Source organism: uncultured Sphingobacterium sp., from assembly GCF_964277905.1.
Classification (GTDB): Bacteria; Bacteroidota; Bacteroidia; order Sphingobacteriales; family Sphingobacteriaceae; genus Sphingobacterium; species Sphingobacterium siyangense.
This window is the reverse complement of sequence record NZ_CAXYKD010000003.1, coordinates 219,592-234,592: the sequence shown is the minus strand read 5'-3', so window position 1 is coordinate 234,592 and position 15,001 is coordinate 219,592. Positions and strand designations below refer to the sequence as shown.

The following is a 15,001-nucleotide window of genomic DNA, read 5'->3' as shown; positions in this document are numbered from 1 at the left end:
GCAAAGGTTTTGAGTAAAAAAGGAATTGCCATTTTAGGGGCAACGGGAAGTATAGGTACACAAGCCTTGGATGTGATTAGAGCCTTTCCTACTAAATTTGAAGCAATCGTTCTGACCTGTGGTAGCAATGCCACATTGTTGGTTAAACAGGCCTTGGAGTTTAAGCCCAAAGCGGTTGTCGTAACAGATTCCCTTCAGTATAGTTATGTGCAGGATGCTTTAAAAGGACATGATATCGCTGTTCTTTTTGGGGAAGCTGGACTGGTTGAAGTGGTGCAGTACGAAGAAGTAGATGTTGTTTTGAATGCGATCGTTGGATCTGCGGGATTAAAACCCACTGTTAAAGCAATTCAATCGAAAAAAGATATTGCGCTGGCCAATAAGGAGACGCTGGTTGTCGCCGGCGAGCTGATTATGGCTTTAGTGAAAGAATATGGTGTACGCATGCTTCCTGTAGATTCGGAGCATTCGGCGATTTTCCAGTGTTTGGCTGGAGAGGAGCATAATCCAATCGAGAAAATATATATCACAGCTTCCGGAGGACCCTTTCGTGGTAAAAAGAGAGCAGATCTTCTCGCAGTGACTAAGGCTGAAGCCTTGAAACATCCCAATTGGTCGATGGGTGCCAAAATTACGATTGACTCAGCATCCTTGATGAATAAAGGGCTGGAAGTGATTGAAGCAAAATGGCTCTTCAATCTGTCAATAGATCAGGTCGATGTGATTGTACATCCCCAATCTATTGTACATTCGCTGGTTCAGTTTCAGGATGGTTCCATGAAGGCCCAAATGGGGGTTCCTGATATGAAATTGCCGATCCAATATGCACTGACCTATCCGGCACGTTTTGAAAACAGTTTTGAGCGATTTAATTTCATGGACTATCCAACGCTCAGTTTTGAAAAAGCAGACATGGAAACTTTTCGGAATTTGGCACTTGCCTATGAGAGCCTTCGTGCCGGCGGAAATAGAAGCTGTGTATTAAATGCAGCCAATGAAGTTGTTGTGGATGCCTTCCTGAAAGATCAAGTTGGTTTTTTGGAGATGAGCGATATTATTGAACAAACATTAGATAAAGTAGAATTCATTACGACACCGACGCTGGATGATTATCTGGAGACGGATCGTGTCGCAAGATTAATAACGAAGGAAATAATCAAAGATTAAATTTTAAAAAGCATACATGGGTGTTTTAATTATGGTCGGACAAGTGATTTTAGGCTTGTCAATTTTAATTGTTCTACATGAGTTAGGACATTTCTTAGCAGCACGTGCATTTGGTATCAAGGTGGAAAAATTTTATCTGTTCTTTGATGCCTGGGGAGTGAAATTATTTAAATTCAATTATAAAGGATGTGAATATGGTATTGGCTGGTTGCCTTTAGGAGGTTATGTCAAGATCGCGGGTATGATCGATGAATCGATGGATACTGAACAATTAAAGGGTGAGCCACAACCTTGGGAATTTAGATCAAAACCAGCTTGGCAACGTTTAATCGTTATGCTTGGGGGGATTATTGTCAATATTGTGGTCGGCGTTGTTGTCTTTTGGATGCTGACTTTTAAAATGGGCAATACAGATATCAAAATGGATCAGCTGGTAAACGGTATTGTTCCGGGATCCATTGGTGAATCTATCGGTTTGAAAGCTGGTGATAAAGTGATTTCAATAGACGGTCACCGTATCGAAAATTACTCGGAGTTGATCAGTTCTAAAGTATTGATGGGCGGAGTGACGCTTGCGGTTGATCGCGCTGGTAAAACAGAAGATATCAAAGTTCCGGCCGATTTATTGAACACGCTTTCAGATAAGAAAGGTGAGAAGTTCATCGAGCCACGTGTTAAAACAACAAGTGTTGCTGAAGTATCACCTGGATCGGCAGCAAGTAAAATGGGTTTTGTGAAAGGCGATAGCATTATTGCGGTGAATGGGGTACAGGTTCCTTTCTTCGACGAGTTTAAAGCACAAATAAAAGCGAATATCAATAAAGCTGTAGCGATTAAAGTTTTACGCAAAGGAACTGAAGTTTCATTGCAAGGGAATGTTCCTGCGGATGCCATGCTGGGAATAGGCATTAATCGTGATTATTCCATCAAATCTTTTACAACGCAATATAGCTTGATGGAGGCATTTCCAATCGGCGCTAAAAAAGCATTTACCGTGATTACCGATAACGCCAAAGGATTTGGCAAGATTTTCAAAGGCGAAGTACGTGCCGATAAAGCATTATCTGGCCCAATTGGAATTGCGACCTTGTTCGGTACAGAAGTGGACTGGATCCGTTTTTGGTCCTTAGTAGGGATGTTGTCTATGGCATTGGCATTTATGAACCTATTGCCTATTCCAGCTTTGGATGGCGGTCACGTATTGTTTTTGTTGGTTGAAATGATACAAGGTAAGCCATTGAGCGAAAAATTCCTGGAGAAAGCACAAATGGTCGGTTTCTTTATTTTATTGGCTTTAATGGTCTTTATTTTCGGAAACGATATTTTTAAGCTATTTAAATAAATTCAATTGGTCAAACAGCCAATATGCTGATGGCCTACATACCATAAAATAAGGCTTAAAGCCAATCATGGTCGGAAGAAATTCCGACCATTTTTTATGGTAGGTAGGTATTGAATTGAATAGCTTGAAGTTCGGTTTATAACATTCATCTACGCTATTGGCTTTCATTTGCTTTCACTGTACCTGTTCCAAAATACAAGACGAAGGTTTTTCTAACAATAAATTGTTTATTTATATTGCATTTAAAAAACAATTTTTCTAAGTTTGACCATGGATGGAAGAAATAGAGCAGATGTAAAGCCAGGTATGTTGGTGAATATAATCTTAAAAAAGGACCAACGTACAGGAAATTTAACAGAAGGCATTGTGAAAGACTTGCTGACATCATCCTCATATCATTCGAGGGGAATTAAAGTCAGGTTGACGGATGGCCAAGTAGGAAGAGTGGCTGAAATTATTGAAGATGATTTTTAAGGTATAGGCTACCGATCTTTATTTCTCTTTACTTAATCTTTTCTAACGGTATTGACACGGAGAGATTTACTACCTATGATGTTCTTATTGTATAAATCAAACTAAAAGCTTGTTGGATTGTTAATAGTGAACATTTTGAAATAAAATTTGTATAATAACATAATTATTGCTAACTTTTTTCTGTATTTTTTATTTTATTACATATTTATATAATATTGTTTTTATAATTATTAAAATGATAGCTTTTTCAAATGGATACCAAAAATAAATGTACGGTTGTCTACGCAGATGATGCGCTGATTCATCATGTGTTGATGCGAGCTATGGCTCAATCTCATTTATTGGATTTGGTTTATTGTGCTTCCAATGGTAGGGATTTAATCGACTACCTCGATGAAAACGAGCACGAACTTCCTGAAATATGTATATTAGATCTGCATATGCCTGTATTAAACGGGATAGAAACGGCAAAAATCATACGGGAGAGGTTTCCCTCTATTCGAATATTTGGGCTGACATCAAGTAGTGATGAAAATGAACGGATGGAATTGCGGGACGCTGGGGCAGAAGAGATCTTTTCGAAAGAACAGATGCCACTATTAATGAAACAACTTGCTCCTAGCATATAGCTATAAATAAAGAAGAGGTCTAACAGATGTTAGGCCTCTTCTTTATTTTCTAAAGCATCCTTGAATTTAAGAAGTCTAATCCAGGATGGACATTTGCTTAGATCTTTTTTCCATAATCCAACATGGATAAAACTTGTGCTCAAGAAACGTTGTACGTCGAAGACCTGCATATCTTGCTGTATTTCTAACGATTCAGGCAAGTCTTTGGATTGAAAATATTGTTGTAATTCTTCTGGAGTCATACTACAAAAATAACGTTTTAAATCCTTATCTCCAACCTCCTCCGAGTGCCCGGTACAGATCCACAAATGCATCTAAATGCTGTTGCCTTAACTCGACCAGATCGAGGTCACTGTTTAGGGCATTGCTTTGCGCTGTAATCACCTCTAAATATGTGGCGTAGCCACTTTTAAAGAGTAAACCCGCATTTTTGACGGCAAGATGTGCATTATCGACTCTTTCTTTGGCCAAAGACAATTGCTCCCGCTGCTTGTCGACCGTGACCACTGCATTAGAGACTTCGGCTACGGCTTCCACGACCTTTTGTTGCAACTGGATTTCGGCTTTATCACGTTCCAATTTAGCGACCTCATACTGTGTTTTCAAGGTTTTGTTTTTGAAAATAGGTGTGGTCAGATTCCCGGTTATTCCACCGAGCAATGCCCCTGGTATATTGAACCAATTTTTAGGGAGCATACTATTTACCCCCAATACGCCGCCCACGGTCAATGAAGGGTAACGCATGGCCTGTTGGATATTGGCATTCGCATTGGCTGCCATCAATTGAAATTCAGATGATCGGATATCTGGTCTATTGCGCACAATTTCGATCGGAGAACCGAGTGAGATGTCTTTGCTTTCAGCGAAGAGATGCTCGTAGGAAGTGCCTCTTTTGATGCTATCGGGTAATTTTCCGGTAAGTGTCTGAAGCGCATTTTCCTGGATGACAATTTCCTTTTCGATTTCGGGAACAAGGGATGCCGCCAATAGGCGCTGTGATTGTGTTTGTTGGATCGCCAAGGCGGTGATCTCACCCGCTTCATATTGGAGCTTGATCATACGCAGCGTACTATCGTTCAATTGGACGTTACGTTTAGCAACCTCGATCTTGGCATCGAGCATCAAGAGATTGAAGTAACCTTTTGCGACAGCAGTTATGATAGAGGTTTGTATCGCATTTTTTGCCTCCTGTGTATCCAGATACTCGGCTAACAGCTGCTCCTGTTTGCTACCTATTTTCTTCCAGATATCTATTTCCCAGCTAAAATTAATATCGGAACCAAACATAGATTGATACACGAACATATTTTGCGGTGCTGCTTCACCTTTGTGATCATAATATTTGGTCAGGGGACCACTACCAAAGTCTTTCGATCGCCAGGTACGGTTTCCATTGGCAATTGTCGCATTTACACTCGGCAGATAATTGGCTTTGTTCTGCGCCAAAACTCGGGTTGAAATCTGCAGGTTGAGCAATGCTGTCTTCATTTCAAAATTATTCGCTAAGGCAGAATCAATCAATAGTTTCAATGTGGGATCGTGAAAGAAGGATTTCCAATGGATCAGTCCCATACTGGAGGTGTCTCCGAAATAATCCAGCGTATCGCCACGAAAGTTTTCGGGAAGTTTGAGTTTGGGCTGCACATAATCTTTGCGGATCTTACAGGCATTCATCAGGCCTAAGAGACCAATGATGATCGATATTCCCGAAAGGTATTTTTTTATGTTTTTCATTATTCTTCCTCTTCTTTAGCTAGTTTATCATGTAGTTTTTCATCCAGGCTTTTGAATACGACAAAGAGTACAGGGATGATAAAGATGCCGAATGCTACGCCAAAGAGCATGCCGCCGGCGGCGCTGAAACTGATCGAATGGTTACCGATCGCCGAGGGACCAACCGTCCACATCAAGGGTACCAGGCCAGCAACAAATGCCAAACTGGTCATCAAGATTGGCCGTAACCTAAGTTTTGAGCCGTTAATGGCAGCTTCGACGATACTTTTGCCATTTTTACGCTCCTGAACGGCAAATTCGACGATCAGAATAGCATTTTTGGCCAAAAGACCAATGAGCATGATGAGTCCTACTTGCACATAAATGTTGTTTTGAAGTCCCACAAGGTTGATCACGGAAAATACGCCGATCAGTCCCACAGGTATAGACAGTAATACTGCCCAAGGAAGAATGTAGCTTTCATATTGAGCGGAAAGCAGGAAGTAGACGAATAGGATACTAAGCGCAAAAATCAATATCGTCTGTGAGCCGGATTGACTTTCTTCATAGCTCATGCCCGTCCATTCAAAACCGTAATTACCCGGAAGTTTGTTGTCGGCCAACTTTTGGATAGCCTGCATCGCGTCATCTGTACTATAGCCTTCCGCGGGTGTAATATTTACTGCAATTGCATTGTATAGATTGTAACGCGTGATGGTTTCTGGCCCCACCGTCTTTTCTAAGGTCAATATGGTGTTAATAGGCACCATTTCGCCTTTACTGTTGCGCACAAAAATTGAATTGAAGGATTCGGGATCTTTGCGGAAGTCGAAATCTGATTGGACATAAACCCGGTATTGGCGACCAAACCGATTAAAATCGCTCGCCTGTACACGCGCAAAATAGGATCGGATTGTGGACATGAGGTCTTTGATCTCAACTCCCAGGGATTTTGCCTTTACGGCATCGATATTTACTTCATACTGAGGGAAGTTTGATTTAAAACTTGTATAAGCACTTCGTATTTCCGGTAAGGTATTGAGTTGGTTAATAAAGGTATCTGCAATGATGTTAAAATCCCGAATGTCACCACCCATTCGATCCTGAAGAACCATTTCAATTCCGGCAAAGTCTCCAAAGCCCTGTACGGTAGGCCGGGGGAATACTGTAAACGTTGCTTCATTGATCTGGGATAGATCATGCCTGATGGTATCCATAAATGCATTGATATTTTTGATGTGCTCGCGTTTGGCATGCGGTTTTAAGGTGATGTAACCAGCGGCAAATGCCGGGCTTGAGCTTCCGTCCAGGGCATTAAAACCAGAAACTGTTGTCATTCCGTTGATGTCCTGTCTTTTCTTTAAAATACTATCGGCACGATGAAGAACCTCAGTTGTTCGGCTCAATGAAGCGCCGGGAGGGAGGGCAATGTTGTATGTGATAAATCCATCATCCTCTGTCGGAATAAAACTTTTGGGTGTTTTAATCATAAACACAATGCCAAGTGCTGTAATTAAAATTAAGCCTGCCCAGGCTATTTTCTTATTCTTGATCAGTATTTCTACAATCGAGACATAACGGGCGGTCAGTCGATCAAAAGAGGTATTGAATGCTTTAAAGAAGCGATCTTTAAATTGATTGATTTTACCGTTTTTTTGATTGGTATGCTGTTGCGGGGCTTTCAGGAGTAGCGCACATAGGGCTGGACTTAAAGTCAATGCATTGAGTGCTGAAATCAGAATTGCTGTTGCAAGGGTGTAAGCAAACTGGCGATAAAAGATACCTGCTGGCCCTTCCATAAATCCTACAGGCAAAAATACAGCAGCCATGACCATGGTTATGGACAGGATCGCTCCCGTAATTTCGGACATCGTCGATAATGTAGCGGCTCTGGGTTTCATTCCTGTGCTGTGCATTTTTTCGTGGATGGCCTCAACGACGACAATGGCGTCATCCACTACGATTCCAATGGCTAACACCAGGGCAAACATCGTGAGGACATTGAGCGAAAATCCAAAAAGCTGCAGAAAAAAGAAAGTTCCCACCAATGAAACGGGGATTGCAATTGCAGGGATCAAGGTGGATCTAAAATCTTGCAGGAAGATAAAGACAATAATAAATACCAGGATAAAGGCTTCAAAAAGGGTGTGCTCAACCTGGTTGATCGATTCATCGATCTGGTCACGTACAGAGTAGGTCACCTCATAGTGTATGCCTTTTGGAAATGTTTTTGATTGTTCCTCGAGAACCTTTCTGACGGCAATATCAATATCATGGGCGTTGGAACCACTGGTTTGTGTTAAGTTGAGTGTAAGACCGGGATGTCCATTTACTTTATTGTCGCTGCTTAGATTTGTAGCACCGAATTCGACGCGTGCTACATCTTTTAAATAGAGCACGGAACCGTCGGTGTTGGTTTTGATCACAATACTCTGGAATTCCTCCGGTGTGGTGAAACGCCCTTTATGACGGATCACTGTTTCGAAAGCTTCATCTGAGGTTTCTCCAAATTTACCGGGGGCAATCTCAAAGTTTTGATCTTTTATGGCGTTGGTAACATCTTGTGGGACGAGGTTATACAGGGCTAGTTTTTCGGGATTCAACCAAAGTCGCATCGCATAATCCCGTGCTCCCAAACGGGAAACCTGGGCTACACCATCAACACGCAGCAAAGGCCGCATCAGGTTAATCTGTGCATAAGCCTGGAGAAAGGTTTCGTCGTAGGCACTATCCTGATGATCAGAGTAGAGATTGATGGTCATAATGACACCCGTTTGCCGTGGCATGACCGTGATTCCGGCCTCATTTACTTCTGCGGGAATGGAACTGATTGCTTTGGAAATCCGTGTCTGTACGTTGACCGAGGCAATATCAGGATTGGTACCGGTCTTAAAATAGACCGACACACTTCCCGATCCTGAATTGGAGGCCGACGATTTGATATAGGTCATATCCTCTACACCATTGATGGCTTCTTCGATAGGTAGTAAAACGCTTTTTGCTACAGTCTCAGCATTAGCTCCCGGATAACTTAGTGAAACAAGCACACTTGGTGGTGCAATTTCTGGAAAGCGCGAAACAGGCAGAAGTTTTAGCCCAACTAAGCCCAAGATTACCAGGATAATGGAAACCACCGTGGCTAATACAGGCCTATTTATAAATGTTTTTAGCATATATATGGAATTTTAAACACACTACATGAAGTGTACAGTATGCCTGACACCTTGTAGCATGTAAAAATGATAGATAATTATTTCTGTAAAATCGGGGTTACTGGTGAACCGTCGGTCAATTTGTCAAATCCACTGGTAATAACGCGATCGTTTTCCTGTAGTCCTGAGTAGACGATATAATTGTTTTTACTTTTGCCTGTCAGTTGGATATTTCGTTTTTGTGCTTTGTTGTTTTGGTCCAGTATATACACGAAGGTTTTATCCTGCAATTCATTGACTGCAATCTGGGGGATTTGAAGAACGTCTTTTTTAACCTCTGCAATTTTAAGCGTACCACTACTTCCGGACCGAAGTATATTGTCGTGATTTTGAAATGTCGCACGCAAGGAGATTGCTCCCGTGGTACGGTTAATCTGACCATTGACGGCATCGACTATACCTTTTTTTGCGTATTCTTCACCATCTGCAAGGACTAGCGTAACTTCAGGGAATACAAGCTTCTGATTCTGGTTGTATTTTTTCCCTTCTAGGCTATCTTTTTTTGCCTGTGCTTTGGAAAAATAAAGAAAGTCAGATTCATTCATGGAGAAATATACATAGACTTCCTGGATATCTGAAAGGTAGGTGAGGGGTTCTTTATCACCTTTTGAGACCAGATTCCCGATACGTTTTGGGATCCGACCAATATAACCGCCTACCGGAGCGGTGATAACCGTAAAATCCTTACTGATCTGAGCTGAACGTACGGCTGCGATGGCTTGATCCAGTGTCGCCTTGGCTACCTGATAATCTGATTTGGCTGATGCCAGTCTGACATCGGAGATAACGTCGTTTTGAACTAGCGGTTTCAATCGGTCGACTTCGAGCTGTGCATTTTTAAGTTTGGCTCTGGCGACCTGCTCTGTAGCAACCATGTTATTGAGGTTTTCCTGATAAGTAGAGGGATCTACTTTGAAAAGTTTCTGGCCTTTTTGAACAAAAGAACCTTCATCGATATAAATTTCCTGAAGCAGTCCTTCGACCTGTGGGCGGACCTCAACGTTAACTTTACCTTCTATGGTGCCCAAATAATCCTTGATGGTGGTTGCATCTGATTTAGTGACGGTATAGACGGGCAATGCTACGTTTTTTTCTTTGGTTTTATTTTCTTTTGAAGAACTTGAAGAACAACTTACCTGTGTGGCTAAGGCTGAACAAATCAATAGGGATACTTTAAAAATAGATAATGTTTTTTTCTTCACAATGCTTGATTAATTTTTACGATATATGTTTTGTGTAATATGAATATTACAATATAAACGTCAAATAGTTTAATTATTGTGAAGATTAACATTTGTTAACATCTCAAATTTTAGTTAACAACTGTTCAATTATTAATCAATAATAATGTTTAATAGTTTTAAGAATTTGATAGTTATGGTTTTATGGAGAGGGGTACATCATATTTTCCCAAAAGGAAAATATGATGTTGCTTGTATTGTAGCTTAGAATTTGAGGTGCTTCACGGTCAATCCGTTATTGATAAGCTGTTTTAAAGCATCAATACCTATACCGATATGTTCTTCCACATATTTTGCTGTGACTGTTACATCACTGACAGAAGTTTTGACTCCTTCTGGCACCATCGGTTGATCCGAAACTAGCAGTAAAGCGCCTGTTGGAATCTTGTTGGCAAATCCGACGCTGAATATCGTTGCGGTTTCCATATCAACGCACATGGCACGGATTGATTTTAAATATTTTTTGAAAGCTTTGTCATGTTCCCAAACCCGTCTATTGGTGGTGTATACCGTTCCAGTCCAGTAATCGCGTTGGTGATCCCGAATTGTAGTGGATATGGCCTTTTGCATGGCGAAGGCAGGTAATGAAGGTACTTCGGGTGGAAAGTAGTCATTCGATGTTCCCTCACCGCGGATAGCGGCAATTGGAAGAATCAATTCACCTACAGGAATTTTTTTCTTGATACCCCCGGTCTTACCCAAGAATAGAACGGCTTTTGGTGCAATTGCTGATAATAGATCCATAATGGTTGCGGCCATTGGACTTCCCATTCCGAAATTGATAATGGTGATGCCTCCGGCAGTGACGGATTGCATCGGTTTGTCTTCCCCATAAATAGGAGCATTATCATGCATTTCAGAAAACAGGTGGATATATTTTGAAAAGTTCGTTAAAAGGATATACTCCCCAAACTCTTCCAAAGGCCTTCCCGTATAACGGGGAAGCCAGTTGTTCACGATTTCTTCTTTGGTTTTTAAACCTGGTGTGATCGGACTATTTACGGTATTCTTTGCACTTTTCTTTGTTGTCATAGTCATTAAATTTAATTTCTTGAATCTCTTATCTTCCTGTCAACATTCCGTTATGGCTATGTTATTATTGTAATATAAGATTTTTAATTCTTTTCTAAAAAAAAATCCCGTTCAGCGAACGGGATTTTTTTTAAGCGACTTTAAGCTTTTTTAAATCGGACTTTTCGAATTTTTTCTTCGCATAGTCCAAGGTAATTTCTAATGCTTTCTGTCCCGTTTGCTCTTTTGTTGACGGAATCTCAAACATGGCATCCAGCATAATGGCTTCGCAGATACTGCGGAGGCCACGGGCTCCAAGTTTAAATTCGTCAGCTTTATCAACAATAAACGTATATACGTCAGGATCAAATTTTAGTTCGATACCTTCGTATTCAAACAACTTCTTATATTGTTTTACCAATGCATTTTTTGGTTCAGTCAAAATGCTCAGTAAAGTTTCCTTATCCAATGGATTTAAGTAAGTCAATACAGGAAGACGGCCAATTAACTCTGGAATTAAACCAAAGTTCTTTAAGTCTTGAGGTGTAATATACTTGTATAGATTGTTCAAGTCAATTTCCTCTTCGTCTTCGTTCATTTTATAACCTACTGTTTGTGTGCGCAGACGGTTTGCAATTTTCTTTTGAATACCGTCGAATGCACCACCACAGATAAATAGAATATTACTTGTATTGACTGCGATCATTTTTTGATCCGGGTGTTTACGGCCGCCTTGAGGTGGAACGTTTACAACCGTACCTTCCAGAATCTTCAATAAAGCTTGCTGCACACCTTCACCCGATACATCTCTTGTGATAGACGGATTGTCGCTTTTACGTGCGATTTTATCAATCTCATCGATATAGATAATACCACGTTCTGCAGAAGCTACATCATAATCTGCTGCTTGCAATAAACGTGTTAATATACTTTCTACATCTTCCCCTACATACCCTGCTTCTGTCAATACAGTTGCATCCACAATACAGAAGGGGACGTTGAGTATCTTGGCAACAGTTTTTGCCAGCAAGGTTTTACCTGTACCTGTTTCACCAACGATAATCAAATTGGATTTTTCGATTTCAATCTCGTCTTTATCCACTTTCTGATTTAAACGTTTATAGTGATTATAAACTGCTACTGAAATTACTTTTTTCGCATCATCCTGACCGATTACATATTGATCCAGGTGAGTTTTAATCTCCAAAGGACGGATCAACTTTAAAGCAGTCTGTAAAGTTTTACTTTTTCGTTGTTTTAATTCTTCTGCCAAGATTTCGCCTGCCTGCTGGATACATCTGTCACAGATGTGTGCTCCGTTGCCTGCAATAAGCATCTGGGCTTCATTTTTGCTTATGCCACAAAACGAACAGTGAATGTCTCTATCGTTATTCTTTGCCATTGTTATTTAATAATCTCCTTCTTAGGAAGTAAAATCTCGTCAATCATACCGAATTCTTTGGCCTCATTGGCTCTCATCCAGTAATCGCGATCTGAAGATTTTTCTACCCATTCGTAAGTTTGTCCAGAATGATCTGAAATAATGGTGTATAATTCTTCTTTCAATTTCATCATCTCACGTAAGTTGATTTCCATATCGGCAGCAACTCCTTGTGCACCACCGGAAGGTTGGTGAATCATGACACGTGAGTGACGTAAGGCTGCACGTTTGCCTTTTGCACCAGCAACTAAAAGAACAGCTCCCATAGAAGCAGCAATACCTGTACAGATCGTCGCTACATCTGGCGTGATATATTGCATGGTATCATAAATTCCTAGTCCAGCGTATACGCTTCCACCTGGTGAATTGATGTAGATTTGGATATCACGTTGTGCATCGGTAGATTGTAGGAACAAGAGCTGTGCCTGAATAATGTTGGCTACCTGATCATCAATACCGCTGCCTAAAAATATGATACGGTCCATCATCAAACGCGAAAACACATCCATCTGAGCAACGTTCAATTGACGTTCTTCAACGATGTAAGGTGTAAGGTTTGTCGGAATGCTTGTCTCTGTACGAGCAATGAAGCTATCAACATGTTGGCTTCCAATACGGTGATGCTTTACTGCATATTTTCTGAATTCGTTTTTATCTATATTCATCTTTTTATTTTTTCTATTCTGTAGGACTAATATAAAACTATATTTTAAAAATCAAATAAATTGAAAAGATGTTTTACATCTACTTTACATTTTTTCGGTGATCCCCTTTCAAGACCTGGGGGACACTGTATCTCCGGATTAATTCTTTATCTATTTCATGCATAGCTCCTTAGTCAATTTCGTTGTAGTTGGGGAGGTCTTCCAAAAATTCGTAAGAAGCGTTGATAAAATCAATTTTACAATAATAATGATTCATGCCATTGCTCACTAAGAGGTATGGGATACGGTGAACCGTATTATAATTTGCAATTTGCTCAAATACCTGTTGGGTGATTTTTATATGTGGCGCTTTAAACTCGGCTAACACGACCTTATGCCCGCTACTGTTGTAAATCAATAAATCACTTCGTTTCTGAAGGTTATTTAATTTCAATCCGCCTTCAATATGCATCAGTGATTTGGGGTAATTTTTCATGAGCGACAAATAATTGATCCAATGTTGTCTAACCCATTCCTCCGGTGTTAATACCAAGTCCTTTTTTCTGAGCTCATCAAAGATGTAAATCGCATTGTTCTTTTTGGATATTTTAGCTTTAAATGGCGGTAAGTTCAGTCGAGTTGGTGAAAACATACACAAATATACTAAAATTTTAGCAAAAGAAATAAATTCGTTAAGTCCTAAGTATGGTGTTTTTTGACTGGTCTGATTTCTTAGGCAGGGGGAAACCCGAGGTCTGTATTTATGATACGATTACTTAACGAGTTGGTGAAAGTCATGTTGCTGAATGTTCATGGCATTAAATCAATAGTTTAATGTAATCACGATACATGTGTCAATTATAAAAGCGTAATTTTACGGAGTTACTCGGTTGAATTGCCATTAAAATCGTAATTTTGCTTCGCATAAAATGCCCATGGTCGAACTCGAAAGACATTTTGATATGTGGTGACATGGGGGTATTTTAGCCTTCGCAGATGGCTTGGATACCGAAAAAAAATCTGGGCAACTGATCTATTGCGTACGAATAAATAGACTATATATATGAACATAAATCCGATCTTATCCGATATTAAGAACAGGTCTTTTAAACCAGTGTATTTATTGCAAGGGGAGGAGAGTTATTTCATTGATACCATTGCCGACGCTTTGGAAGCAACAGTATTGAATGATGCGCAGAAAGGCTTTGATCAATCGATTTTTTACGGAAAAGATATCGATATCTCTACGATTGTCAATGCAGCAAAGAGGTATCCTATGCTAAGTGACTATCAGGTGATTATTATCAAGGAGGCACAGGAGCTAAAATGGAAATCGGATACGGAAGAACTGTTGACTAAATACCTGGAACATCTTACACCGACAACCATTCTTGTGTTTTGTTTTAAACATGGGAAATTTGACAAACGCAAAAAGGTCTATAAGGTATTTGAAAAAAAAGGACTAGTTGTTGATGCGGCCAAACTATACGACGATAAGATGGGCCCTTGGATCGGAGCTTATGTGAAAGATGCCGGCTGGCGCATTCATCCGCAAGCGACGATGATGATTGCGGACTATCTCGGTAATGATCTGTCCAAAGTGTCTAATGAACTTGACAAGCTGATGCTTAATGTTCCAAAGAGTCAAGAGATCAGCATAGAAGATGTTGAACGAAATATTGGTATCTCCAAAGATTATAATGTTTTTGAATTAAATACTGCATTGGCTAAACGTAATGCCCTAAAAGCTTATCAGATCGTTGATTATTTTGTGGCCAACCCCAAAAATAATCCGCTGGTAATGGTCATTGGACAAATTGCCACCTACTTCACGAAGATTCTCAAATACCATTATCTGATCGACAAATCGGTCGCAGCAAAAGAATTGGGGGTACATCCTTTCTTTCTGAAAGAATACGAGCTTGCTGCAAGAAATTACAACCGACGGAAAACTTTCGATGTGCTCAATGTGTTGAAGGAGACTGATTTAAAATCCAAAGGTGTCAATGTGCCGAGCAATTTCAATAGTGAAGAGATTTTAAAAGAAATGATCTATCGGATACTTAACTAATCCCATCCAACAGCAAGAACACCAGAAATGGTGTTTTTTTTTACACAAATTTAATA

General features: G+C 40.2%; 13 protein-coding genes. 5 read left to right on the top strand and 8 right to left on the bottom strand.

The window, feature by feature from the left end; genetic code table 11:
• Positions 1-9 precede the first annotated feature (9 nt).
• From ACHWSC_RS03005 to ACHWSC_RS02990, 4 genes are all read left to right on the top strand, one after another.
• Complete coding sequence (locus ACHWSC_RS03005) at positions 10-1,167, top strand: 1-deoxy-D-xylulose-5-phosphate reductoisomerase (RefSeq protein ID WP_120332696.1); 1,158 nt, start codon at positions 10-12, stop codon at positions 1,165-1,167.
• 16 nt (positions 1,168-1,183) lie between these two features.
• Positions 1,184-2,509 carry an RIP metalloprotease RseP gene (gene rseP / locus ACHWSC_RS03000; RefSeq protein WP_394675745.1) on the top strand — a complete coding sequence of 442 codons (1,326 nt, stop codon included), beginning with the start codon at positions 1,184-1,186 and terminating at the stop codon, positions 2,507-2,509.
• A 270-nt stretch (positions 2,510-2,779) separates the two neighbouring features.
• The gene (locus ACHWSC_RS02995) at positions 2,780-2,983 is read left to right on the top strand and encodes a YwbE family protein (protein ID WP_046674525.1); all 204 of its coding nucleotides are present in this window, start codon (positions 2,780-2,782) and stop codon (positions 2,981-2,983) included.
• 251 nt (positions 2,984-3,234) lie between these two features.
• Positions 3,235-3,612, top strand: coding sequence for a response regulator (locus ACHWSC_RS02990; protein WP_088162127.1), 378 nt, complete (start codon positions 3,235-3,237; stop codon positions 3,610-3,612).
• Positions 3,613-3,641: 29 nt separating this feature from the next.
• Here ACHWSC_RS02990 and ACHWSC_RS02985 read toward each other — a convergent pair whose 3' ends face one another.
• The 8 genes from ACHWSC_RS02985 to ACHWSC_RS02950 form a co-directional block, all read right to left on the bottom strand.
• The gene (locus ACHWSC_RS02985; protein WP_120332699.1) at positions 3,642-3,854 is read right to left on the bottom strand and encodes a DUF6965 family protein; all 213 of its coding nucleotides are present in this window, start codon (positions 3,852-3,854) and stop codon (positions 3,642-3,644) included.
• 25 nt (positions 3,855-3,879) lie between these two features.
• Positions 3,880-5,346, bottom strand: a complete 1,467-nt coding sequence (locus ACHWSC_RS02980; RefSeq protein ID WP_394675744.1) for an efflux transporter outer membrane subunit — start codon at positions 5,344-5,346, stop codon at positions 3,880-3,882.
• The gene (locus ACHWSC_RS02975) at positions 5,346-8,498 is read right to left on the bottom strand and encodes an efflux RND transporter permease subunit (RefSeq protein WP_394675743.1); all 3,153 of its coding nucleotides are present in this window, start codon (positions 8,496-8,498) and stop codon (positions 5,346-5,348) included. Before ACHWSC_RS02975 ends, ACHWSC_RS02980 begins: the two co-directional genes overlap by 1 nt.
• A gap of 77 nt (positions 8,499-8,575) precedes the next feature.
• The gene (locus ACHWSC_RS02970) at positions 8,576-9,739 is read right to left on the bottom strand and encodes an efflux RND transporter periplasmic adaptor subunit (protein WP_232475553.1); all 1,164 of its coding nucleotides are present in this window, start codon (positions 9,737-9,739) and stop codon (positions 8,576-8,578) included.
• 243 nt (positions 9,740-9,982) lie between these two features.
• Positions 9,983-10,816, bottom strand: coding sequence for an AMP nucleosidase (locus tag ACHWSC_RS02965; protein WP_120332702.1), 834 nt, complete (start codon positions 10,814-10,816; stop codon positions 9,983-9,985).
• A gap of 124 nt (positions 10,817-10,940) precedes the next feature.
• A complete protein-coding gene (gene clpX, locus ACHWSC_RS02960; protein ID WP_070565518.1) occupies positions 10,941-12,191 on the bottom strand; it encodes an ATP-dependent Clp protease ATP-binding subunit ClpX in 1,251 nt (416 codons plus the stop codon).
• Between the two features lie 2 nt (positions 12,192-12,193).
• Complete coding sequence (clpP, locus tag ACHWSC_RS02955) at positions 12,194-12,895, bottom strand: ATP-dependent Clp endopeptidase proteolytic subunit ClpP (protein WP_046674530.1); 702 nt, start codon at positions 12,893-12,895, stop codon at positions 12,194-12,196.
• A 169-nt stretch (positions 12,896-13,064) separates the two neighbouring features.
• Positions 13,065-13,526 (bottom strand): type I restriction enzyme HsdR N-terminal domain-containing protein, encoded by a 462-nt coding sequence (locus ACHWSC_RS02950; RefSeq protein WP_394675742.1) that lies wholly within the window; start codon positions 13,524-13,526, stop codon positions 13,065-13,067.
• A gap of 411 nt (positions 13,527-13,937) precedes the next feature.
• Between ACHWSC_RS02950 and holA the strand changes: the two genes are divergently transcribed.
• On the top strand, positions 13,938-14,945 hold the full coding sequence (gene holA, locus ACHWSC_RS02945; protein WP_394675741.1) for a DNA polymerase III subunit delta: 1,008 nt from the start codon (positions 13,938-13,940) through the stop codon (positions 14,943-14,945).
• Positions 14,946-15,001: the final 56 nt, after the last annotated feature.